Here is a 23969-nt window from a genome sequence, read left to right on the forward strand (position 1 = left end):
GAGGCTGGTCAATCCGATTCACATGTGATGTGCTGTTTGCGAGTTGAGGAACAGCGTTGGAAGCCCTAACTCCAGGCACCTCATCGGCACGGCAACAAGGCAAGGCGTCAGGAGGCAAGGCAATGGCTTCCATGGATGGAACAGTGGCACTGGTGACGGGCGCGGCCGGCGGCTTGGGAGGCGCTGTGGCTACCGGCCTTGCACGCGAATGTGCCGTGGTCGTTGTGGTGGGGCGTTCAACAGCCCGCGCGAACGAGGCGGTGGCAGGCATCCGCCGGCTCGTGCCGGGTGCCATGCTTGAGGCACTGGCCTGTGACCTCTCTGATCAGTCCTCGATCCGTGCCGCGGCTGCTGACTTCCTGTCCCGCCATGACAGGCTGGACGTGTTGGTCAACGCAGCGGGCGTGTTCCGAAAGGAACGCGAGGTGACCTCCGAGGGGCTCGAACTGACCTTCGCCACCAACGTCATGGCGTACTTCCTGCTCACCAACGTGCTGCTGGACGCGCTCAGGCACGCCGCTGTGACAGGCGGCAACACCGGAACTGCGGACCGCCCTGCTACGCCGCGCGTGTCCCGCATCGTCAACATCGCTTCCCGATATGGCAATGTGAAGCTGAACTTCGACGACCTCCAGACGGCAAAGGGCACATACAGCTACCTTCGCTCGACGCCGCCCACAATGCTCGCCCGTGTCCTGCTCACCCAGGAGTTCGCTGAGCGCCTGCGTGGCGCGGGTGTTGTGGCCAACGCCGTCCATCCGGGACTGGTCAAGAACACTTCGCTCCTGCAGGATGTTGGGGGCCCTTTCCGCTGGATCACGAACACGTTCGGCGCACCGGCCGAAAAGGCAGCGGATACACCGATCTGGCTCGCCACGTCACCCGAAACAGCGGGAGTCTCCGGAAAGCTGTGGGCCAAACGCAAGGAGCTCCCCACGCCTGGCATGGGAGCGGACCCCGAAGCCCGCAAGCGCCTGTGGGACGCGTGCGCGCACTTGGCAGGGATGCCGTGACCTTGCGTCTGCGGGCACAAGGTTCAGTACATGAAGATCGGCAGCCAGTCGCGGTTGTGCGCGTGCATCAGTGCGAGGAACAGCACGAGGTCGAAAAGCAGGTGCACCGTCACTACATAGCTGAGCGACTTGGTCAGCTTGAAGGTGTAGCCCTGCAGCAGCGCGAACGGGAAGGTCAGCAGCGGACCCCAGGCCGTGTAGCCGATCTCCCAGAGGAACGATGAGAAGATCACGGCCTGCAGGATGTTGGCGAGCCAGTCCGGGAAGTGCTGCCGCAGCAGGGTGAACGTGGTGCAGACGAAAAACAGTTCGTCCCAAATTCCAACAGCATTCACTCCGAGAAAAAGCCGCCAGAAGATGGTGGGATCGGACGCGTCCGGCCAGTTTTGGTAGACCTCGGTGCTGATCAGGTATCCCGGGAGAATGAAGTAGCCGAGGGCCACAACGGCGATCAGGTACAGTTTGGCGCTCATCGGCCATTTGCGGCCCGTGTTCACTGGAAATTTGATGACCTTCTCGCGGTGTACGAACCGCGATACCAGCCACGGCACCAGCACGGCGAGCGCAAGGGCACCACCCATGAGCGTCATATGCGGGATGCTCAAATCAGCGTTAAGGGGAACCAGGCTGATGATCACCATTCCGGCCGCAACCAGCGCGAGATGCCGCAGGAATTCGCGGTCGATGACTGCGGCCGTAACCAGGCTCATGGCGAGCACGCTGTAGCCAACGGGGTCATCCTCGACGCCGAACAGCGCCACCCCTGAGGCCGTGAGCAGCACGGCTGGCACCAGTTTCAAGCTGAGCGCGGTACGCGGTGCTTGCGTCGAGATCGATGTCACCTCTCCAGCATGTCAGCGACGGCCACTTCAGGAAACGCCGCCGTCATCCTTGGTGGAGGAGTGTCAGTGCCTCCAGCCGTTGCGAGGCCACGATTCTCTCAGACGTGCTGCCCGAACCAGGCAAGCATGTCGTTCCAGGCCGCAGTCGCCTGGTCCTCCCTATAGCGTTCCCCGGTGTCGTTGTGGAAGGCATGATCCACGCCCGGGTAGACCTTCATTTGGTGTTGGACATCGGTGGCATCCAGGGCGTCTCTGAGCGCCGGCATGGCACCCGTGATCCTGGCATCGAGTTCCGCGTAGACGCCAAAGACCGCCGGTTTGATGCTGGAAACCTTGGCGAGATCCGGCGCGGGACCGTAGAACGCGGCGGTTGCTTTCAGGCCCGTGATCTCGGTGGACGCCTGCCACGTGATGCCACCGCCAAAGCAGTACCCGTTCATGGCAACGCGGCCGGAGTCGACGAAGTCCTGGCCGTTCAGGTAGTCGAAAGCGGCCGCGAAATCCGACACATGCCGCCGGGCTCCTGCCTGCGTCAGCGCGCCGGGAACAGCGTCCGGGTCCATCGATGCCGTCCCGCCTTCCCTGCTCAGGAGGTCCAGGGCCAAGGCCGCGTAGCCGGCGTTGGCGAAACGGCGGGCCACGTCCTGGATGTGCGGCGTCAGTCCACGGTTCTCGTGGCAGATCAGCACGGCAGAGCCGGCCCCGCCGTCGTCGGGCCGGGCGAGGTACCCGGTGATCTCGGTTCCGCCGGAAGGGAACCGCACCGTGGCAGTTGTCAGGCCAGGGGCGCCTTCCGGGACAGACAGCGGACTCTTGGCACCTGGAATGGCTCCCGTGGCAGAAGTGCCGGACGCCGAGGCCGCTGAAGGAGTGGGCGTGGGCGTCGGCATGGGGTCCGTACTGCGTGGCAGCTCCCCAGGGGTGCAACCGACCAGGGTCATGGCGGCGGCAGCTGCCGCCATGCTGCCGGTGATGAATGCCACCCGCCGGGTGAATGTGCGGTGGGACAACTCACCGGCCTTGTAGTCGTCGAAGAATTCCTCGATCAAGTACTTTTCAAACGTGCCAAGCTGGGTCATGGGAGGCCTCCAGGATGTGCCGCTAATCCTCCTCCCCGGGCCGTCGCCCGGCAAGATGGCAACGGTGCGCACACCAATGGGCAACACCGCCGAGCAAGCCTGGGCCCGGTCCGGCGGCGCTGCCCTCTTGGCCAAGAAGTACGTAGCGTTTTGTGGTGCTTTCGCGTCGGTTCCCGGATAACCTATCCGTGGGGAGGGCCGTGCCCGCCACCAGATGTCCGCGGAGGTGCGCGGGCTTGTCATCTATTCAGCGCTGGGGGCCGAAATGACAAACGAAATGCAGCCGCTGGATCACTTCGGCTCCTATAGGGACCTCATAGAGGCAGTACCCGACGCATTGCTTTTGATCGACGAGCATGGGGATGTCGCGTTCGTCAATTCACACACCGAACGGCTCTTCGGCTATTCGCGGAGCCAGCTGCTGGGCAGGCACTATGAAATGCTGCTTCCGGAGCGGTTCAAGGGCCGCGGTGGCGCCACCCGGGAGCAATTGGCCAAGGACCCGGGGATGCGCAGGGCAGGGACTGACTTGAAACTGTTCGGCCGTCACCGTGACGGCACCGAATTTCCGATGGAGGTCAGCTTCGCTCCGCTCGGAGTGGGACCCAGCATGAAGATCGTCGCCTCCGTCCGGGAAGTAAGTGACCGACGCCGCGTTGACGCTGAACTCCGCGATGCCCTGTCGCTGCTCAGCGCCACACTGGAATCCACAGCGGACGGCATTCTCGTTGTCGGGGCAGACGGGACGATTGCCGGTTCGAACGAGCGGTTCGCCGAGTTGTGGGGTATCCCCGCGGAGCTCCTGGAGTCCCACGACGACGGCCGGCTGTTGGCTTTCGTCCTGGATCAGCTCTCGGATCCGGACGGCTTCATAGGCAAGGTCCAGGAGTTGTACGCCGATCCAAGGGCGGAGAGCCTGGACATGCTGGAATTCCATGACGGGCGGACGTTTGAACGGTATTCCCGGCCCCAGCTCGTCGGGGATGAAGTTGTGGGACGGGTCTGGAGTTTCCGTGACGTTACGTCCCGCCAACGCGCACAGGACCAGGCTCGTGAAGCGCTCGGCCAGCTGGAAGGCCTGGGTGCCATTGTCAGATCCTCCGCCGACGCGATCATCGGCATGACTCCCGAGGGACTCGTCACCAGCTGGAACCCCGGGGCCGAGAAGCTCTACGGGTACGCTGCCGCTGAAGTGATTGGCCGGGACCTCCGGTTCCTCATTCCGGATCACCTCCAGGCCGAGGACGAGGTGCTGGCAGCTGTCCTCACTGGCGGGCAGGCCCGTAGCTTCGAGACAGACCGGGTGCGCAAAGACGGGTCAATAGTACCCGTGTCCTTGACCGTATCCCCCATTCGCGGCGAACGCGGGGTCATCGGACTTGCGACAATCGGGCAGGACATCACCGCGCGGCGGGCCGCTGAAGCTGAACTGCTGGCCGCGCGGGAGGCGGCCCTGGAGTCGAGCAGGTTGAAGTCCGAGTTCCTGGCGACCATAAGCCATGAAATCCGGACACCGATGAACGGAGTCGTGGGTCTGACAACGCTGCTCCTGGACACACCCCTGGATGAAACACAGCACAAATACGCCGAAGGGGTTCAGACCGCGGCTGGAGCTTTGTTGACCCTGATCAACGACATCCTGGATTTCTCCAAGCTGGAAGCGGGGAAAATCGACCTGGACATCACACCCTTTGATCCGCAGTACCTGATGGAGGAAGTGGCCGGGCTCCTGGCTGAAGCCGCACAGGGCAAGGGCCTGGAGCTCATCGCATACTGCCACCGGGACGTTCCCACGCAGTTGGCCGGTGATGCCGGCCGGATCCGGCAGATCTTGCTGAACCTGGCCTCGAACGCCGTGAAGTTCACTGCATCCGGTGAGGTGACCATCCGAGTGAACGTCCTGGAGCAGGACGCAAGGACCGCGATGGTGCGGTTCGAGGTCAGTGATACCGGTATCGGTATCGACGCTGCGGATCATCTGCGCTTGTTCGATTCATTTTCCCAGGCCGATGCCTCCACCACGCGCCGGTATGGCGGCACCGGGCTGGGCTTGGCGATTTGCCGGCGCCTGACCCAAGCGATGGGCGGGGAGATCGGTTTGACCAGCACGCCAGGTGAGGGAAGCACGTTCTGGTTCTCGATCCGGCTGCCCGTGGCAAAAGATCCTGGGCGGGTTCCCGCCCCTCCGGTCCCGGGCCTGCCGGCCGGGCTGCGCGTGCTGGTGGTGGACGACAATGCCACCAACAGGTTCGTGCTGGAATCGCAGTTGAACACATGGGGACTGCAGCCGGACGCGGTAGCCGACGCACGCACGGCCCTGGACCGGTCCCGAACGGCAGCCGCCGCCGGGCAACCCTTCGACGTTGCCGTGCTGGATATGTGCATGCCGGACATGGACGGCCTCGAGCTTGCTCACGAGCTGTCCGGCGACCCCGTCCTGCGGGGCATCCGGCTCATGATGCTGACGTCCGCGTCCCAGGTTTCCAAGACCGATATGACTGCTGCGGGAATCAGCGAATGGCTCACGAAACCCGTGCGCGGTTCAGAACTCTTTGACCGCCTCACACGGCTGGTGGCCGGAAGCCCAGCTACCGAACCGGCGTCCGCGCTGGCACGTCCCCCAAGGCCGGAGCGGCCTTCCCGGGGCAGGATACTGGTGGTGGAGGACAATGAAGTGAACCAACTCGTCGCCTGCGAAATGGTTGCCAAACTGGGCTATCAGGCCGATGTGGCTGCCGATGGCGCCGAAGCTGTCTCCGCTACAGCCGCCGGCACCTACGCAGCTGTGCTCATGGATTGCCACATGCCGGTCATGGACGGCTTCGAGGCCACGAGGACGATTCGGGCGCGGGACAACCACTCCGCACGCCTGCCCATCATTGCCATGACGGCCGGAGCCCAGGATGAGGACCGTGAGCGTTGCCTCTCAGCCGGCATGGATGACTACCTCAGCAAACCCGTCGATCTGGCTGACCTGGACGAAGCCCTGAAGCGATGGGTCCCGCGCGGGCTTGCTCCCGAAGCTGAAGAGCCTGCTCTTGACCCGGGGCGCCTGGCGGTTCTTCGTGAACTGGGCCCCGCAGACGGGCATGGGCTCCTGCCGACAGCTGCCGGAGCCTTCCGGCGCGGTGTCCCCGCCAGCGTGGCCGAACTTCATGCGGCATTGGAGGGCGGCGGCGGAGACGCACTCGAACGAGCAGCCCACAAGCTCAAAGGCGCCGCAGCGACCATCGGGGCCACGGGTGTCGCCTCCCTGTGTCAGGAACTGGAGGACCTGGGACGCAAGCCCGGCGGCCAATCCGGCAAGGAACTGCTGACCCGGCTTCTTACCGAGCTGGCCCGGGCGGACAAGGAGTTGGAGAACGCCCTGGCCATGAGCGTTTCGGGGGTGCGCCGCGCATAGCCTTCGGGGATCCCCTCGGTTCCTTACCCACATGCCATCGGCGTCTCAGAGTGGAAAACAGAAACTGTGGAAACCTGGCAATTCACACCGACACTTCGGCCGGATCAGGACACAAATGGGGCCCCTGACAATTGTCCGGGGCCCCATTTAGCATTCAGGAAAGGAGGAGGAACTTAGAACTCCCAGTCCTCATCCTCAGTGTTGACAGCCTTGCCAATCACATACGAGGAACCGGAACCCGAGAAGAAGTCGTGGTTCTCGTCGGCGTTCGGGGACAGGGCCGAGAGAATGGCCGGGTTCACGTCGGTGACGGATGCCGGGAACATGGCCTCGTAGCCGAGGTTCATGAGGGCCTTGTTGGCGTTGTAGTGCAGGAACTTCTTGACGTCCTCGGCCAGGCCGACGCCGTCGTAGAGGTCGTGCGTGTACTGGACTTCGTTTTCGTACAGCTCGAAGAGCAGCTCGAAGGTGTAGTCCTTGATCTCCTGCTTGCGGGCCTCGGACAGGCCTTCCAGGCCCTTCTGGAACTTGTAGCCGATGTAGTAGCCGTGCACGGCCTCGTCGCGGATGATGAGGCGGATCAGGTCGGCCGTGTTCGTGAGCTTGGCACGGGAAGACCAGTACATGGGCAGGTAGAAGCCCGAGTAGAACAGGAAGCTCTCCAGCAGGGTGGAGGCCACCTTGCGCTTGAGCGGGTCGTCGCCCTGGTAGTAGTCCATGACGATCTGGGCCTTCTTCTGCAGGTTCTCGTTCTCGAGGGACCAGCGGAAGGCGTCGTCGATCTCCTTGGTGGAGCACAGGGTGGAGAAGATCGAGGAGTAGCTCTTGGCGTGCACCGATTCCATGAAGGCGATGTTGGTGTACACGGCTTCTTCATGCGGGGTGATGGCGTCGGGGATGAGGCTGACGGCGCCTACCGTACCCTGGATGGTGTCCAGCAGGGTCAGGCCGGTGAACACGCGCATGGTCAGCTGCTGCTCCGCGGGCGTCAGTGTGTGCCACGACTGGACGTCGTTGGACAGCGGCACCTTTTCCGGAAGCCAGAAGTTGTTGACCAGGCGGTTCCAGACTTCCACGTCCTTGTCGTCCTGGATCTTGTTCCAGTTGATTGCTTCGACGTGGCTGAGCAGCTTGACCTTCTCGGTCATTTCATCCCCTTAGCGTTGGGTTCTTTAAGGTAAGCGTACGACGCCGGGCGCGTGCCCGGCGTCGTACTCTTCAGTTTTCGTGCGGCAGCTGCCGCAATATTCAACCGATATCGGTTACAACATGCAGCTGACGCAACCCTCAACCTCGGTCCCTTCCAGCGCGAGCTGGCGGAGACGGATGTAGTAGAGCGTCTTGATGCCCTTGCGCCAGGCGTAGATCTGCGCCTTGTTGATGTCGCGGGTGGTTGCAGTGTCCTTGAAGAACAGCGTCAGGGACAGGCCCTGGTCCACGTGCTGCGTGGCAGCGGCGTAGGTGTCGATGATCTTCTCGTAGCCGATCTCGTACGCGTCCTGGTAGTACTCCAGGTTGTCGTTGTCCAGGTACGGCGCCGGGTAGTAGACGCGCCCGATCTTGCCTTCCTTGCGGATTTCGATCTTGGCGGCCACCGGGTGGATCGAGGACGTGGAGTTGTTGATGTAGCTGATGGAACCGGTGGGTGGGACGGCCTGCAGGTTCTGGTTGTAGATACCGTGCTCCATGACGGAAGCCTTCAGCTCGCGCCAGTCATCCTGCGTGGGGATGTGGATGCCGGCGAACAGCTCGCGGACGCGCTCCGTCTCCGGGGCCCATTCCTGCTCGGTGTACTTGTCGAAGAACTCGCCGCTTGCATACGTGGAGTTCTCGAAGCCGCCGAAGGTCTCGCCGGTCTCGATGGAGAGCTTGTTCGAGGAACGCAGGGCGTGGAACAGCACCGTGTAGAAGTAGATGTTGGTGAAGTCCAGGCCTTCCTCGGAGCCGTAGTGCACGTGCTCGCGGGCCAGGTATCCGTGCAGGTTCATCTGGCCGAGGCCGATGGCGTGGCTCTGGGCGTTGCCCTGGGCGATGGACGGCACCGAGTTGATGAAGGACATGTCCGACACCGCGCTCAGGGCACGGATGGAGGTCTCGATGGAGAGGCCGAAGTCCGGGGAATCCATGGTCTTGGCGATGTTCATCGAACCAAGGTTGCAGGAGATGTCCTTGCCGATGGTCTCGTAGCTGAGGTCCTCGCCGTAAATGGACGGCGTGGAGACCTGCAGGATCTCCGAGCACAGGTTGCTCATGGTGATCTTGCCGGCGATCGGGTTGGCCCGGTTCACGGTGTCCTCGAACATGATGTACGGGTAGCCGGATTCGAACTGGATCTCCGCGAGGGTCTGGAAGAACTCGCGGGCGCTGATCTTGGTCTTCTTGATCCGGGAATCGTCAACCATCTCGTAGTACTTCTCGGTGACCGAGATGTCGGAGAAGGGGACGCCGTAGACGCGCTCGACGTCGTACGGGGAGAAGAGGTACATGTCCTCGTTCTTCTTGGCCAGCTCGAACGTGATGTCCGGAACCACGACGCCCAGGGACAGCGTCTTGATGCGGATCTTCTCGTCGGCGTTTTCACGCTTGGTGTCCAGGAAGCGGTAGATGTCCGGGTGGTGGGCGTGCAGGTACACGGCACCTGCACCCTGGCGGGCACCCAGCTGGTTGGCGTAGGAGAAGCTGTCTTCGAGGAGCTTCATCACGGGGATGACGCCGGAGGACTGGTTTTCGATCTGCTTGATCGGGGCGCCGTGCTCGCGGATGTTGGTCAGCGAGAGGGCCACGCCGCCGCCGCGCTTGGAAAGCTGCAGGGCGGAGTTGATGCCGCGGGCGATCGACTCCATGTTGTCTTCGATGCGCAGCAGGAAGCAGGAGACCAGCTCGCCGCGCTGGGCCTTGCCGGCGTTCAGGAACGTGGGCGTGGCCGGCTGGAAGCGGCCGTCGATGATCTCGTCAACCAGGCGGCCGGCCAGCTCTTCGTTGCCGCGGGCCAGGTGCAGGGCAACCATGCAGACGCGGTCTTCGTAGCGCTCCAGGAAACGCTTGCCGTCGAAGGTCTTGAGCGTGTACGAGGTGTAGAACTTGAAGGCGCCCAGGAAGGTCTCGAAGCGGAACTTCTTCTTGTAGGCGCGGTTGAACAGCTCACGGATGAAGTTCATCGTGTACTGGTCCAGGGTTTCGCGCTCGTAGTACTGGTTCTTGACCAGGTAGTCGAGCTTCTCTTCCAGGTCGTGGAAGAACACGGTGTTGTTGTTCACGTGCTGCAGGAAGTACTGGTGCGCGGCCTCGCGGTCGGCGTCGAACTGGATCTCGCCGTTCGGGCCATACAGGTTCAGCATGGCGTTGAGCTCGTGATAGCCCAGGCCCTTATAGGCCTCAGGCAGCGGCTTCTTGGCCGTATCGACGGTCTTGTCCACGGTCTTGCTCCCGGCTACTTCTGTTTCTGCGACAGTTGTGTCCAAAACTTTTCCAATCCTTGATTGACCCGATCAACGTCTTCGGGCGTCCCCATGAGTTCAAATCTGTACAAGTGCGGGACGCCACACTTGGCGGCGATGATGTCGCCTGCCATGCAGTAGTTGTCCGCGAAGTTGGTGTTTCCCGCACCGATCACGCCCCGGATCAGTTCCCTGTTCTGCGGGTTGTTCAGAAACCTGATGACCTGCTTGGGAACCGAGCCTTCGCCGTTGGTGCCGCCGTAGGTGGGCAGGACCAGGACGAAGGGTTCCAGCGCGAGCAGCGGCGCATCCTTGGCGTGGAGCGGGATGCGTGCCGCATCCCTGCCCAGTTTCCGGACGAAGCGCTTGGTGTTCTCAGATGTCGAGGAAAAGTAGATGAGGTGACTCCGCGTACTGACAGCTTCCGCTGCATCACGTGCAGGGACTGTTGCCAGCGCCGCCATGGGAGTCACCTCGCCTACATTGAAATTCTTTGCCGTGTTGGCCGATGTCCGGAGGGACCTAAGCTACGGAAGCCGTAGCCAACGCCAATTCTTCGATCTTGTCGGGGCGGAAGCCTGACCAGTGGTCCTGCTCGGTCACCACGACGGGGGCCTGCATGTATCCCAGTGCCTTGAGGCGCTCGAGGGCCTCGGCATCCTGGGAGATGTCAACGCTCTGGTAGGCGATGCCCTTTTTGTCGAGTGCGCGGTAGGTCGCGTTGCACTGAACACAGGCCGGCTTCGTGTAAACCGTAACGGTCATGGTCCCTGTCCCCTTAGCTAGAGTCTCTGCTCTTCGTATCGGCAGGCCCATCCGGAACTAGTTACTGAATCCGGCGCCGGCCCGCAGGCTGCTGTGGCAGCCATCACGCTCTGTTTGGTCTTGTGCTGGTTTCCCGCTCAATCCGTAAATCGATACTACATGTAGTGCAAGCGACTCGGCAGGACCCCAAGATGATGTATTACAAGTATGTCATTTAATGCACCGCTCGTCCACAGGCCGGGTGCTCCAAAATGTCCGTGATTCCGCCAAATCCGGAGATGAAATCCACACCCTGTGGATGAGTTAGCCACATTTAAACACCAGCGTGTCGCATCATCACGGCGTGTCGCGACACATTGAAAGCACCCCTCCAGGAAGGCCTCAAGGGATCAACGCCACACCCGGAAGGGCCGCCCGGAGACGGAACTCACAGTCCATAGCCCAGGGATCACGGGCCTGCCTCAACCGCAAGGTTTCCTTATCCAAACCACGGCGGTAACGTGTCTCTGACGCCGCCGTCCGCAGGAATCCCAGCATTGGCGGGCACAAGCAAGCCAAAGGAACGCTGATGGTCAATCTTCTCCACCTCCGGACCCTGTTGGAGGTGACCCGGCAGGGTTCCTTCGCCGCCGCGGCCGCCCAACTCGGGTACACGGCGTCGGCCGTCTCCCAGCAGATGGCCGCCCTGGAACGCGACACCGGCGTCGAGCTCTTCCACCGCTCGGCACGCAGCGTTGTCCCCACGGAAGCGGCCACCACCATGACCCGGCACGCCGCCAAGGTGCTGACAGACGTCGAGGCCCTGCTCGCGGCGGCTTCCAGGACCCACGACTCCCCCACCCAGGAACTGCGTCTTGGCATTTTCCCCAGCCTGGCCACCTACGTGCTGCCGGACATTCTCCGCAATCCCCGCTGGAACACGCTCGGCATCGAACTGCGCGTGTCCGTGGCCGAGCCTGCCCAGACCATCCAGGGCCTGCGCAGCGGCGGCGAGCTCGACGTCGCCCTCGTCTACCAGGTGGGCCAGTCCGGGCTGGCCTGGCCCCACTCGCTGGAACGGCAGTGGATCGGCGACGACGACTTCCGCGTGGTGCTGCCCGCGTCCTGGGGAATCCGGGAGGACGCCGAAATGCAGGCGGCCCAGCTCTCGGACATGCCATGGATCATCCACCACCCCGGCACCAGCGACGCCCTGGTGATCGAACGGCTTTTTGCCAGCTGCAACCTTCACCCCCGCGTGGTGGCCTACAGCGACGACTTCCACGCGAGCCTCGAAATGGCCTCCGCCGGACTTGGCGCAGCGCTGGTCCCGGAACTCGCCCTGCGGCGCCGGCCGCCCGGCGTCGTGGTCCTGGACGTGCCGGATATCCGGCTCGCCCGCAACGTCTTCGCCCTGCTCATTAACGAAAAGCGCACGGCGCAGGTGCAGCTCTTTACCGAGCTGCTGGCCGACACCCTCCGCGGCGCACCGGCCCCGGTCTCCGGAACGGGTGCGGCGGCCAAGGCCGCCCCCAAACGGCGCATGTGAATTCTGCCAGGATGCTGGAACAGGCCGGTTGTTGGGGCTAGATTGAAGGCATGAGCAAGGTAGCGAGCAAGCATTTTGGGGAAATCGAGCTCAACCACGGGCGGGAACACTGCTATGTGGCCTCGCACGAGCTCGCGGGCGCCCCGCTGGAACTGGACCTGAATGTCACGGCCCACGACCACTTCGATGAAAAGGCCCTGCACAAAGTGGACTACCGGCTGGGGTACCTGCCCGAGCTGGTGGACCAGGTCCGGGAGATGATCGCGGAGGAGCTGGACCAGGACGGCACCAACCCCCAGCAGTTCCTGCATTTCCACTCCTCGCAGCTCAAGGAGGAGCAGCTCCAGGCGGTGTTCGGGGTGCGGGACAAGGCAGAACTCACCAATGAGGTCTTCCTCAAGGCGCTCAAGCTTGGCCACGTGGGCATCTACCCCGGCCAGCCCGAACGCTACTTCGTCATGGACTTCACCCTGGGGTCGCACTTCACGGACGAGCTGCTGGTGGTCGCGGCGGACGAAGACGGTGTAGTGGACGACGAAATCCTCTGGGAGTCCTGAAGGCTTAAACAACAGCGGCCGCCCACCTTTCGGTGGGCGGCCGCCTGTTGCTTGGGCCTACTTTGCTGCTTCCAGCAGGCTGGCGCGGACCGTCTGGGTTGCCTTGACCAGGTTGCGCAGGGACTCTTCGGTCTCGGCGTAGCCACGGGTCTTCAGGCCGCAGTCCGGGTTGACCCAGAGCTGGCGGGACGGGACGTGCTTGACGGCGGTGGCCAGGAGTTCAGTGACCTCGGCCTCGCCCGGAACACGCGGCGAGTGGATGTCGTAGACGCCCGGGCCCACGCCGCGGCCGAAGCCGTGGGACTCGAGGTCGTGGACGACCTCCATGCGGGAGCGTGCGGCTTCGATGGAGGTGACGTCGGCATCGAGGCCGTCGATCGCGTCGATGATCACGCCGAACTCCGAGTAGCAGAGGTGGGTGTGGATCTGCGTGGCGTCGGCTGCACCGGCGGTGGACAGGCGGAAGGAGTCCACGGACCACTTGAGGTAGTCGGCGTGGTCGGCCTTGCGCAGCGGCAGGAGCTCGCGCAGTGCGGGCTCATCCACCTGGATGACCTTGATGCCGGCAGCTTCGAGGTCGGCGATCTCGTCGCGCAGCGCCAGGCCGACCTGGTTGGCGGTCTCGCCCAGCGGCTGGTCGTCGCGGACGAAGGACCAGGCCAGGATGGTGACCGGACCGGTGAGCATGCCCTTCATGGGCTTCCCGGTCAGCGACTGCGCGTATTCGGCCCAGGCCACCGTGATGGGTGCCGAACGGGTGACGTCGCCCCAGAGGATGGACGGACGGGTGCAGCGGGAGCCGTAGGACTGGACCCAGCCGTGCACCGTGACGTCGAAGCCTTCGAGGTTCTCAGCGAAGTACTGGACCATGTCGTTGCGCTCGGGCTCGCCGTGCACCAGGACGTCGTAGCCGAGCTCTTCCTGCAGCTCGACAACGCGCTTGATCTCGTCCTTCATGAGCTGCTCGTACTGCTCGTTGGTGAGGTCGCCCTTGTTGTTGCGGGCTCGCGCCGAACGGATCTCGGAGGTCTGCGGGAAGGAACCGATGGTGGTGGTGGGCAGCGGCGGCAGCTGCAGGGCCGTTTCCTGGGCGGCTTCACGGACCGAGTACTCGGAGCGGTTGAAGTCGGCTTCGGTCAGGGCCTCGGTGCGGGCGCGGACGTCGTCGCGGCGGACGCCTTCGGCGGTGGCGCGGGAAGCGATCACGGCGGAGGCTTCGTCAATGGCTGCCTTGGCGGAAGCCGGCTCGGCCAGGTAGTCGGCGAGGGTCTTGACCTCGACGGCCTTCTGGTCGGAGAAGGCGAGCCAGCTGCGCAGCTGCTCGGAGAGCTGGGTTTCCTCGGCAACATCGTGCGGGACGTGCTGGGTGGAGGTGGAGGTGGAGACGGCGATCTTGCCTGCGGCGGCCTTCAGTTCGTCCAGCTTGGCAGCGGAAGCGGCGAGGTCGTTGCGCCAGATGTTGTGGCCATCCACGACGCCGGCAACCAGGGTCTTGTTGCCGAGGCCGGCAAGGGCTGCTGCGGACGGAACCGCACCCTTGAAGACGTCGATGTGCAGGGCGTCGATATTGGTGGCTGCAAGGGTGCCGAGCTGGCCGTCGAGGGCGCCGTACGGGGTGGAGACAAGGATCTGCGGGCGCTTGGCTGCACCGGAGAGGACCTCGTAGGCACGGGCAACCGCAGCCTCGATCTCGGCGGCCGGGGTGTCCTGGTCAACAACCAGGGCGGGCTCGTCGAGCTGGATCCAGCTGGCGCCTGCGGCGGCGAGCTTCTCGAGCAGCTGCACGTAGACCGGCAGGATGTCCTCGAGGCGGGACAGCGGAGCGAAGCCGGCGGGGGCGTCGTCGGAAGCCTTGGAGAGCAGCAGGTAGGTGACCGGGCCCACGATGTACGGGCGGGTTTCGATGCCGTTGGCCAGGGCGAACTCGAACTCGTCAACCTTGGCGGTGGAGGCGAGCGTGAACTCGGTCTCGGGGCCGATCTCGGGAACCAGGTAGTGGTAGTTGGTGTCGAACCACTTGGTCATTTCCAGCGGCTGCTGATCCTTGTTGCCGCGGGCCAGGGTGAAGTAGCCGTCGATGTCCAGCTGGCCCTCAGCGTTGAGGAGCTTGCCGAAGCGGGCCGGGACGGCACCGAGGTGTGCCGTGGTGTCCAGGACCTGGTCGTAGTAGGAGAAGGTGCCCGGAACGGCAGCCGCTTCGCTGAGGCCCAGTTCCTGGAGGCGCTTGGCGATGGTCAGCTGGATGTCCTTGGCGGCGGCGTCCAGTGCGGCGGCGTCGATCTTGCCCGCCCAGTAGGCTTCGATGGCCTTCTTGAGCTCGCGGCGGCGGCCGATGCGCGGGTAGCCGAGCAGCGACGCTGCCGGGAACGGGGTGGCTGCGGTGGTGTTCTGTTCAGTCATGGTTTTTCCTCGAAGACGTGGGTGAAATGGTTGTTTGTCTGTGGGGCCAGGGGCCAGCGTCAGCTGGCCAGTTCCTGGCGGCGGGCGATCGCGTTGAGCCGGCTGATGGGCCGTGCCGGGCGGGGCAGCGCGAGCTTGTCCAGTACGTCCAGCGCGCAGGCGTGCTCGTTGAAGGTGTACAGGTGGATTCCCGGGGCTCCGGCGTGAAGTGCGGCGTTGGCGAGGTCCACGGTGGCGCGGACGCCGATCCGGCGGCGCTCCGCGTCACTGTCCGCAGCGGCCAGCCGCTCGATCAGTTCCGGTGCGGGTTCGACGCCGGTGAGCTCGCCCAGGCGCTTGAGGCGGCGCAGGCTGGTCAGCGGCATGACGCCGGGGATGATCGGGATGGTGACGCCGGCCCGGCGGGCGCGGGACAGCAGGTCCGCGTACTGCTCGGTGTGGAAGAACACCTGGGTGATGGCGAAGTCGGCGCCGGAGCGCTGCTTGGCCAGCAGCACCTCGATGTCGTGGCCTTCACTCGGCGACTCGGGGTGGCGGGTTGGGTAGGCGGCAACGCCCACGGCCACCTTGCCGGCGCACAGCAGGGCCGAGCGGCGCTGCTCCACGCGGCGGATGAGCTCGATCAGGTCCTGGGCGTAGCGCAGTGAGCCGATGGCAGGCACGCCGCCGTCCTTGGGCAGGTCACCGCGGAGGGCAAGGATGCCCCGGACGCCGTGGTCGAGCAGTTCGCCGATGATCTCGGCCAGTTCCTCGGGGGTGTTGCCGACGCAGGTCAGGTGCGCCAGCGGACGGAGGGTGGTCTCCAGCAGCAGGCGGTTGATGAGCTCGACGGCGGTGTCCCGGTTGGAGCCGCTTGCTCCGTAGGTGACGGAGACGTAGTCCGGATCGGTGGCCTCGAGCTCGCCGATGGTGGTCCAGAGGGATTCGGCGGCTTGCGGGGAACGCGGCGGGAAGAGCTCATAGGAGAGCGCCACCGGTGCTGTTCCGGCAAGATTCGGATGTACGTCAATAAGGCTAGGAGGTGACATTTGCGTCCTTGGCTTTGGTCAGCGAACGGTGGCCAGCAGACCCGGGGGTACGTGGCCGCACGATCGATGAATTGAGTTTGGGATACACGCAACGAACTCCAGCAGGGCGCAGTCGCGACTGTTACGCCTGGATTGAAGCTGTCCGTGTGCAAATGTCAGGCCCACATGGGGGCACCCACACCCTCCTCTCTGCCCTTGCGAGGCAGATCCAGCGGAGGATCGCTGACACGTTACCGCGGTAACTTGTCTACGACTCTAGGGCGGCAAAACGCCCCGTTCAACTCGGTGGCCGAATTAAGACGCAGTTTTACGACTCATGGAGCCACATTCGTGAACTTTGTTCGCCGCAGCCGGCGGCCGCCGGAAGTCAAGCCGCCAGCCAAGCCCGCAGCCGCAAAGCCTCCCCTTGGCGGGCCTGCAGGACTATCCTTTTGCCATGATCCAGCTTCCAGCAAGTTACGCGGAATACCTCGCCGGCAAGAGCGAGCGTTTCATCCAGACCGTCCGGCCCATCCTGATGCAATCGGCCGCGGACCAGAAGCACGGCGTCCGGGTGCTGTACAACCCGGGCCCCACGGGCCATCAGGCGCATCTGGACGACTCGATCCCATACGGTGAAATCGTGGAAGACATCGACTAGCTGACTCAATCCGGAGCTGCAGGTTCCAGTAGCGTCCCATGAGCAGCGGCCGAATCGCGGCAGTGCTGCTGGTGAGTGCAGCGCTGGTCTTGGGCTCAGGGCCCTCCCAGGGTCCTGTCATGGCCGGGACCGGGCCTCTCGCCATGCCTCAGCCAACGGTCCCAGGCCCCAGCGGCCCGGCTGTCCCGGGCCGGCTTCACGTCACCACGGCAGGCGACTATTCGAGCAGTGCGGCCGCTGCCGGAGTCCTCTCGCGCGTAGGAAGCAGCGGGGCCGACTTGCACCTGGCCCTTGGCGACCTGTCCTACGGGGCGAAGGATTCGGAGCGTAGTTGGTGCGATTTTGTCACCTCCCGCACCGGGCCGGGCTTTCCCTTCGAGCTGGTCTCCGGCAACCACGAAAGCAACGGCCAGAACGGCAACATCGACCAATTCGCGGGATGCCTTCCCAACCGGCTGCCCGGACTGGTCGGCAGCTATGGCCGCCAATACTACGTTGACGTCCCGCAACAAAACCCCCTGGTCCGCTTTGTCATGATCTCCCCGGGCATCCCGTTCCCGGATGGGACGTGGGACTATTCCGCGGGCAGTCCGCGCTTCAACTGGACCGCCGCCGCCATTGACGGTGCCCGTGCTGCGTCCATACCGTGGGTGGTGGTCGGCATGCACACTCCGTGCATTTCTGTGGGGAAGTACGGATGTGTCTCCGGAAAATCCCTCACAAATCTGCTGCTCGGCAAGAAAGTCGATTTGGTCCTCAACGGGCACGAGCACATGTACCAGCGGAGCAAGCAGCTGGCACCGTCGCCGGGCTGCGCGGGGCTCGTCCCGGATGCCTACAACGCGGCGTGCGTCCGGGATTCGGACATCGCGCTGGTCAAGGGTGCAGGCACCGTTTTCGCCACCGTCGGCACGGGCGGCGTTCCCCTGCGTGATGTGAACGCGGCCGACGGCGAGGCGCGGTACTTCGCGGCGTCGTCGGGCCTTAACTCGAACCCCAGCCACGGCTACCTGGATCTGCAGTTCACCTCCACCACCTTGAATGCCGCCTTCGTGGCGACCACAGGCACGTTCAACGACAGTTTCACCATCGCCGCGGCCTCACCCTAGCTAGCCCTTCATCGCCCCGGACAGGGCGAACGAACTCCCATGGCCCCGGGCCACCACGACGTAGAGGACCAGGACCGGGACCGAGTAGAGGATGGAGAAGGCTGCCAGCTGCCCGTAGGCGATGGCCCCGTGCTGGCCGAAGAAGCTGAAGATGGACACCGCGGCCGGCTGCTTTGCCGTGGTCAGCAGCAGGATGAACGGCACGAAGAAGTTCCCCCAGGCCTGGATGAAGACGAAGATGAACACGACTCCCAGGCCTTGCCTCATGAGGGGCAGCACGATGGTCCGCAGGGCAACCAGCGCAGAGGCGCCGTCCATCCAGGCCGCCTCCTCCAGCTCCACCGGCACCGCGTCCATGAAGTTCTTGGTCATCCAGATCGCCATGGGCAGCGTGGTGGTGGCCATGAAGAAAATCGTGGCCAGCATGGAGTCCAGCAAGTGCAGCTGCACGAACAGCCCGTAGACGGGCACCATGATCGCGGTGACGGGCAGCGAGGTCCCGAACAGCACCGAATACATGAAGGGCTTGCTGAATCGGGACTGGTACCGGGACAGCGGATACGCCGCCAGCACCGCGGCCACCAGGTTCACGCCGGCGGTCCCCGCGGACAGCAGGAAACTGTTCGCCAGCGGCTGGAACAGCAATTCCGGCGTCAGCACCGCCTGGAAATTCGCGAACGACGGCGCTTGCGGCCAGCGCGTCTGGAAACCTGCCTGGGGATCGGCGGCGGCAAGGACCAGCCAGAGAAGGGGCAGCGCAAAGCACGCGCCGATCACGGCGAGCGCGATGTCGGCAGGGAGACGGGCCCGACGGCGGGCGCTGCGGGCCGCCGTCGGGCCCGTTGCCGGTGGACGGGCGGTGCGGCGCAGCAGCGTCATGGCCGCTTCTCCCGCAGGAGCCAGACATAGGCGGCCCCGAACACCACTCCGATGAGGATGAGCACCGAGGCGATCGCCGTGCCGTAGCCGATGTCGCCGAACTTGAAGGCCTCCTGGTAGGCGAGCACGGGCAGGGTGGTGCTGGAATTGGCCGGGCCGCCTGCCGTCATGACCCAGATGAGCGTGAACACCGCGAGGGTCTGCAGCGTGATGAGCATGAGGTTGGTGGCGATGCTGCTCCGGATCAGCGGCACGGTGACGAACAGCAGCCGCTGCCAGCTGCGGGCCCCGTCAACGAGGGCCGCCTCGGAAATGTCCTGCGGCACCTCGGCCAGTGCCGCGCGGTAGACGAGCATCGAGAAAGCGGTGCCGCGCCAGGTGTTTGCCAGGACGATGGCCATCAGGGGGAACGAGTACAGCCAGTTAGTGCCGCCCGCACCCACGGAGCCAAGCAGCTGGTTGAGGGTCCCGTCCTTGCTGAACCAGGCATAGGCGGCAAAGGCTGCCACGATCTCCGGCAGCACCCAGGAAGCCACCACCGCGATGCCCACCACCGACGAGACGGGCCGCCGGGCGCGGGTCATCAGCAGCGCAATGACAAGGCCCAGCAGGTTTTGGCCCAGGATCGCCGAGGCAACCACGAACACCAAGGTCAGCCCCGCGGACAACGGGAACGACGAGTCGCCCAGCATCCGCATGTAGTTGTCCAGCCCGGTCCACTGCGGGTCCTTGGCTCCCCTGCCGGACAGGGAGGCGTCCGTGAACGAGGCGTAGAACGACCACAGCACCGGGGCCAGGAGAAACAGGAGAAGCAACACGATGGAGGGCACCACCGGCAGCATCCTCAAGCCGCGTTGGAAGGAGGACCGCGGATGGCGCTTTGGGGGGTCATCCTCCCGGGGGCGAGGCAGGGCGCTAGGAGAAGCCATGCGTCATTTCTTGAGCACCTTGGCGGCGCCCACCAGCTTCTCAACGGTCCGGTCGTACTCGGCGGCAGCTTCAGCCGGGCTTTGCTTGCCCGTGATGACCGACTCTGTTGCCACCTGCACGGCGGTGGAGATCCTCGGATAATCGGCCGTGGCCGGGCGGTAGTGCGTCACTGCCACCAGCTCCGAGACGTCCTTCACGAACGGGTTGGCCGCCTGGTAGCTTGGCTCGGCGGCCACGTCCTTGCGGACCGCGATCTGCGAGTTGTTGATGTCGAAGGCGAGGGCGTTCTTCTTGTTCACGGCGGTGGCCAGGTAGTTGAACGCTAGCCCGGGGTTCTTGCTCTTGGCGCCGACGGCGAGCGTCCAGCCGCCGGACATGCTCACCCCGCCGGGGGCCTGGCCCTTCTGCGTGGGGAATTTGGCGACGCCCATGTCCTGCGTGTAACCGGCCCATTCGTAGCTGCCGCCCTTCTGCCAGAACGACGGCGTGTAGGAGCCTTCAACGGTGGCTCCCATCTTGCCCTGCGGCAGCCATTCGCCGAAGACCTTCTTCCACACGTTGGAGTCCAGCGCTTCCGCCGGAGTCACGGCGAGCTGTTCGTCGTAGAGGGTCTCGAGGAAGGCGAGGGAGTCCGTGAAGCCCTGGGAACCGACCACCCACTTCTTCTCCTTCTCGTCGTAGAGCGTGCTTCCGGTGCCGTAGAGCAGTTCGTAGAAGCTCTGCATGACCGTTCCCTCACCCGTGCCCTTGCCGGCGTACATGTTGAAGGGAATCAGTGTGGGATCGGCGGCCTTCATCTTGCGGGCCGCGTCCAGGATCTCGGCCCAGGTGGTGGGCTGCCATGGCACAGGGATCCCGGCCTTCTGCAGGACGGCCTTGTTGTACCAGATGGCCCGGGTGTCGGTGCCGAGCGGTACGGCGTAGATGCCGCCGTCGTCCCCGCGGCCAGCGGCCTTGGCGCCCTCGCTGAACTGGGACCAGTCCTCCCACTTTTCCAGGTAGCCGTCCAGCTTCAGGAGGTATCCGGCGTCGACGTCGGAGCGGACCTTGAAGGTGTCCTCATAGAAGACGTCCGGGGCGGTGTCCCCGGAGCGCTGGGCGAGGGCGAGCTTGGTGCCGTAGTCGTCGTCGTTGGCTTGGATGGGCTGCAGCTCGATGGTGACTCCGCTGTTGGCGGCTTCGAATTCCTTCTTCGCGTCCTGAAGGACCTCGTCCAGGGCAGTGAAGGAATCCGATTTTTGGTAGACCACCTTCAGGGTCTTGCTCTCCGTGGCCTGCGGCGTCGAAGAACAGGCGGTCACCACAAGAAGGGCGACGGCGGCGGCTAGGGTTGCGGCGGACCGCACTGGACGGTGCATGGTGCTCCATTCGGTCAAAGCGGCTGCAGCCCCCCACTTCAGCTGGCCCAGCCCCTGCGGATGTTCAATATGGTCCGCCGGCGGCGGGCAGAGAGGGCTAACCCTCCAGAAGGAGCCTCTGGGCACGTGGCGCCAACGTGTGTTCTAGGACCAGGCAGGCTGCGCCGATGGCGCCTACGTCCTCCCCCACCCCGGTGCCGACCACCTCAATGCTGTGGATCCGCCGCGCCGCGCTGTTTTCCTCGATGATGCCCGGGACGCGCCGCAGGAAGTATTTGGAAATGCGGGCCCAGAAGGGGCCGCCGAAGACCACGCGTTCCACGTCCAGGGTGTTGGTCACCACGGCCGCGGCGCGTCCGACCAGAACGGCGGACCTGTCCAGGATGGCGATGGCCTTCTCATCCCCGGCATCCGCGGCGTCGCACAACCTGGCGAAGTACTCCTGCACTTCCGGGCCCTCCGTGCCGTTGCGGTGGCCGTCCAGGATGCCGGCGGCCTCGGCCTCGGCCACCACGACGACTGGGATGCACGAGGACTTCACGCAGCCCTGGAGCCCGCAATCGCACTGCGGGCCGCCCGGGTCCACGATGATGTGGCCGATTTCGCCGGCGTTTCCGGAAGTGCCGCGGATGACTTCGTCGTTCAGCACGATCCCGCAGCCGATGCCGGTGCCCATGTACATGAAGATAAAGCTGCCGGTGCCGCTCTGGCCGCCGGCCCAGGTTTCGGCGACGGCGGCGCTGGTGACGTCCTTGTCCACGAGCGTTTCCATGCCGGTGGCCTGTGCCAGGGCTTCGCGGATGCGGACCCTGTTCCAGCCCTGCAGCAGGGGCGGGTCAACCACGGATCCTTCGTCGAGGTCGATCGGGCCGGGGACGGCCACGCCGAGGCCCGCGACCTTCGCCGGGTCCACGCCGGAGTCCTGGATGAGCATCCTGATCTCGTCGGCGATGGTGGTGATGACCGTTGAGGGGTTGCTTCCGGCCGGCGTCGCGATCCGGGAGTGCTTGACGACGTCGCCCACCAGGTCGAGGACCACGAAGGTGATCACCGCCGGGTCCAGGTGCACACCGATGGCGTACATGCCGGAAGGGTTCAGGCGGAGGATGGTGCGCGGTTTCCCGGGCCCGGTGCCCTCCTTGCCGGCTTCGACAATCAGATGCTGGTCCAGGAGCCTGCGTGAAATGTTCGAAATCGTCTGCGGGGACAGCCCTACAATCTGCGCCAGTTCCACCCGGCTCAGGCCGCCGCTTGTTCTCCGGATTGCGTCCAGGATGACGGTCAGATTGAAGTCACCCATCCGGGGCAGATTCGTTCCGCGCCTCGGTGTCGGCTGCCGGATCTCAGTCACTGAATCCCCTAAGTCATTCGGAAAAAATATTCACCATACATCTGGTGTCTGCATCGTACGATACCGTTGCCCGTCCCGGTACTCCCACACGCTGGAGGAACTGTCCGGCGTGTGATATTGGGCCCGACGGCGGTCAGCGGCGGGTGCTCCGGGTCACCGTGAACTTCGGATTCCGGCCCTCTTCGGTGGTGGCGCCGATGAGCCGCTCCAGTGCCGGGCGGTACTGCAGGTGGCTGTTGTAGACCGTCCACAGTTCACCGCCAGGAGCCAGGACCCGGGCAGCCGCCTCGAACATCTTCAGCGCGGCGCCGGCGTGAACGCTGGCGCCCAGGTGGAACGGCGGGTTCAACAGGATGAGGTCCGCGCTGCCGGCCTCGAACGTGGACATCGCGTCGTCCTGGACCGCGGTGATGCGCGATGCCAAGCCATTGGCAGCAGCGGTGGCCTTGGCCGAGGCGACTGCGGCGGCCGACTGGTCTGTGGCCGTGACAAGGGCGTCCGGCCGGCTCTTGGCGTACATCGTGGCCAGGATGCCGGTGCCGCAGCCAAGGTCCACCGCATGGCGTGCGTCCGGCAGGCGGTCCAGGTATCCGAGCAGGAACCGCGTGCCGATGTCCAGCCGGGTCCCCGAGAACGCGGCGCCGTGGGCGCAGACCGTGATACCGAGTTCGCTGTTCTCCTCGGACACCGGGAACGTCGGGTCACCCGGCACGTCCTTGGGCTGCGCCGCCACCAGGACCCGGGACTTACGCTGCGCGAGCTGCGCTTGGACCGATCCGAATCTCTGCTCGAGGACGGCGTTCATGCCCAGGGACATGTGCTTGACGCGGCCCCCGGCGAGCAGGACCGCATCCGGGGCAGCAAAGCGGGCGACGGCGTCGGCGATTTCCTCCAGCTCGGCCAGCGCCTTGGGCAGCTGCAGGACCACCACCTCGGCGCCGTCCAGCAGTCCGGCTCCCAGGCCGAGCTGCTCGAAACGGCCGGACAGGCCGACGGCCTCTGCGTTGTGCTGCAGGGCAAGCGTGCCGGTGTACAGATCCTGGGACACCCGGACATGCCCGACGCCGAGGGCCGCCAATGCGCCGAGCGTCAGGGCACCGTAGCGGTCACCGATCACGGCGACGCGGGTTTCCGGCCCGGTGACGTATCCGGCCGCGGTTTCCAGGAGGAGCCGGTCCGTGGCGTCATGGGCCTGCAGGTTCTCTGCCTCGACATCGGGGAAGCGGCGGAGGCTGCCGAACAAGCCGTCAAGATCCAGTGGGTTCACGCTGAACCTGGCCTACTTTCGCTATTGGGGCCGTCCGGGAATGGTCCGCGGCCTCCGACAATGTATCCTCCGCGGGGGCTCTCGACAACATGATCGCGGCGGAGGGTGGTTGGGAACGCCAGTGATTCCATCCGAGCCCTGTGAGCCCGGAAAACAGAAAGACCCCGCTCAATGAGCGGGGTCTTTCTTCCAGAGTGGAGCTGAGGGGACTCGAACCCCTGACCCCCTGCATGCCATGCAGGTGCGCTACCAGCTGCGCCACAGCCCCGGATTTTGCTGCTTTCCGGCCGGTGGATTTCTCTTCCCGCCGAAGCAACTCGTCAATACTAAACCACAATGGTGTGAGATGCGAAATCGGCCGGATCTGCCGGCCTGGGTGCCTG

19 protein-coding genes and 1 tRNA gene are annotated in these 23969 nt (G+C 64.6%); 6 read left to right on the plus strand and 14 right to left on the minus strand.

Annotated elements, in window-relative coordinates; genetic code table 11:
* Positions 1–122 precede the first annotated feature (122 nt).
* Positions 123–1013: an SDR family NAD(P)-dependent oxidoreductase gene (locus NVV90_RS11600; RefSeq protein WP_258437453.1), complete on the plus strand. Its 891-nt coding sequence runs from the start codon at positions 123–125 to the stop codon at positions 1011–1013.
* Between the two features lie 23 nt (positions 1014–1036).
* Here NVV90_RS11600 and NVV90_RS11605 read toward each other — a convergent pair whose 3' ends face one another.
* Together NVV90_RS11605 and NVV90_RS11610 are read right to left on the minus strand one after the other, a co-directional pair.
* On the minus strand, positions 1037–1855 hold the full coding sequence (locus tag NVV90_RS11605) for a type II CAAX endopeptidase family protein (RefSeq protein WP_258437454.1): 819 nt from the start codon (positions 1853–1855) through the stop codon (positions 1037–1039).
* Positions 1856–1953: 98 nt separating this feature from the next.
* Positions 1954–2934 (minus strand): dienelactone hydrolase family protein, encoded by a 981-nt coding sequence (locus NVV90_RS11610; protein ID WP_258437455.1) that lies wholly within the window; start codon positions 2932–2934, stop codon positions 1954–1956.
* 265 nt (positions 2935–3199) lie between these two features.
* Between NVV90_RS11610 and NVV90_RS11615 the strand changes: the two genes are divergently transcribed.
* Entirely contained in the window at positions 3200–6337 is a 3138-nt protein-coding gene (locus NVV90_RS11615; RefSeq protein ID WP_258437456.1) for a PAS domain S-box protein, read from the plus strand.
* Positions 6338–6510: 173 nt separating this feature from the next.
* Here NVV90_RS11615 and nrdF read toward each other — a convergent pair whose 3' ends face one another.
* The 4 genes from nrdF to nrdH all read right to left on the minus strand — a co-directional run bounded on the left by nrdF (position 6511) and on the right by nrdH (position 10539).
* Positions 6511–7485: a class 1b ribonucleoside-diphosphate reductase subunit beta gene (gene nrdF / locus NVV90_RS11620; RefSeq protein WP_258437457.1), complete on the minus strand. Its 975-nt coding sequence runs from the start codon at positions 7483–7485 to the stop codon at positions 6511–6513.
* A 114-nt stretch (positions 7486–7599) separates the two neighbouring features.
* Positions 7600–9720, minus strand: a complete 2121-nt coding sequence (nrdE, locus tag NVV90_RS11625; protein ID WP_258441150.1) for a class 1b ribonucleoside-diphosphate reductase subunit alpha — start codon at positions 9718–9720, stop codon at positions 7600–7602.
* 47 nt (positions 9721–9767) lie between these two features.
* Positions 9768–10238 carry a class Ib ribonucleoside-diphosphate reductase assembly flavoprotein NrdI gene (gene nrdI / locus NVV90_RS11630; protein WP_258437458.1) on the minus strand — a complete coding sequence of 157 codons (471 nt, stop codon included), beginning with the start codon at positions 10236–10238 and terminating at the stop codon, positions 9768–9770.
* A gap of 58 nt (positions 10239–10296) precedes the next feature.
* Positions 10297–10539 (minus strand): glutaredoxin-like protein NrdH, encoded by a 243-nt coding sequence (gene nrdH / locus NVV90_RS11635; protein ID WP_258437459.1) that lies wholly within the window; start codon positions 10537–10539, stop codon positions 10297–10299.
* Positions 10540–11107: 568 nt separating this feature from the next.
* On the opposite strand from nrdH, the gene NVV90_RS11640 reads away from it, so the two are divergent.
* Positions 11108–12067, plus strand: a complete 960-nt coding sequence (locus NVV90_RS11640; RefSeq protein ID WP_258437460.1) for a LysR family transcriptional regulator — start codon at positions 11108–11110, stop codon at positions 12065–12067.
* Positions 12068–12117: 50 nt separating this feature from the next.
* A complete protein-coding gene (locus NVV90_RS11645) occupies positions 12118–12624 on the plus strand; it encodes a DUF2004 domain-containing protein (RefSeq protein ID WP_258437461.1) in 507 nt (168 codons plus the stop codon).
* 57 nt (positions 12625–12681) lie between these two features.
* Here NVV90_RS11645 and metE read toward each other — a convergent pair whose 3' ends face one another.
* Positions 12682–15024: a 5-methyltetrahydropteroyltriglutamate--homocysteine S-methyltransferase gene (gene metE, locus NVV90_RS11650; protein ID WP_258437462.1), complete on the minus strand. Its 2343-nt coding sequence runs from the start codon at positions 15022–15024 to the stop codon at positions 12682–12684.
* Positions 15025–15083: 59 nt separating this feature from the next.
* Positions 15084–16052 (minus strand): methylenetetrahydrofolate reductase, encoded by a 969-nt coding sequence (locus tag NVV90_RS11655; protein ID WP_258437463.1) that lies wholly within the window; start codon positions 16050–16052, stop codon positions 15084–15086.
* Between the two features lie 436 nt (positions 16053–16488).
* Here NVV90_RS11655 and NVV90_RS11660 point away from each other — a divergent pair, with 436 nt between their 5' ends.
* A complete protein-coding gene (locus NVV90_RS11660) occupies positions 16489–16692 on the plus strand; it encodes a hypothetical protein (RefSeq protein ID WP_258437464.1) in 204 nt (67 codons plus the stop codon).
* Positions 16693–16730: 38 nt separating this feature from the next.
* On the plus strand, positions 16731–17801 hold the full coding sequence (locus NVV90_RS11665; RefSeq protein WP_258437465.1) for a metallophosphoesterase: 1071 nt from the start codon (positions 16731–16733) through the stop codon (positions 17799–17801).
* On the opposite strand, the gene NVV90_RS11670 is transcribed toward NVV90_RS11665, so the two are convergent.
* The 6 genes from NVV90_RS11670 to NVV90_RS11695 form a co-directional block, all read right to left on the minus strand.
* Entirely contained in the window at positions 17802–18680 is an 879-nt protein-coding gene (locus tag NVV90_RS11670; protein ID WP_258437466.1) for a carbohydrate ABC transporter permease, read from the minus strand. It abuts the gene before it with no gap.
* Positions 18677–19522: a carbohydrate ABC transporter permease gene (locus NVV90_RS11675; RefSeq protein WP_258441151.1), complete on the minus strand. Its 846-nt coding sequence runs from the start codon at positions 19520–19522 to the stop codon at positions 18677–18679. Before NVV90_RS11675 ends, NVV90_RS11670 begins: the two co-directional genes overlap by 4 nt.
* A gap of 90 nt (positions 19523–19612) precedes the next feature.
* On the minus strand, positions 19613–20968 hold the full coding sequence (locus tag NVV90_RS11680) for an extracellular solute-binding protein (protein WP_258437467.1): 1356 nt from the start codon (positions 20966–20968) through the stop codon (positions 19613–19615).
* 97 nt (positions 20969–21065) lie between these two features.
* On the minus strand, positions 21066–22268 hold the full coding sequence (locus tag NVV90_RS11685) for an ROK family transcriptional regulator (protein ID WP_258437468.1): 1203 nt from the start codon (positions 22266–22268) through the stop codon (positions 21066–21068).
* A 184-nt stretch (positions 22269–22452) separates the two neighbouring features.
* On the minus strand, positions 22453–23586 hold the full coding sequence (locus NVV90_RS11690) for a methyltransferase (protein WP_258437469.1): 1134 nt from the start codon (positions 23584–23586) through the stop codon (positions 22453–22455).
* A gap of 195 nt (positions 23587–23781) precedes the next feature.
* Positions 23782–23854 (minus strand) — tRNA-Ala (locus NVV90_RS11695).
* Positions 23855–23969: the final 115 nt, after the last annotated feature.

Origin of the sequence: Arthrobacter sp. CJ23, assembly GCF_024741795.1 — a bacterium.
Lineage (GTDB): Bacteria > Actinomycetota > Actinomycetes > Actinomycetales > Micrococcaceae > Arthrobacter.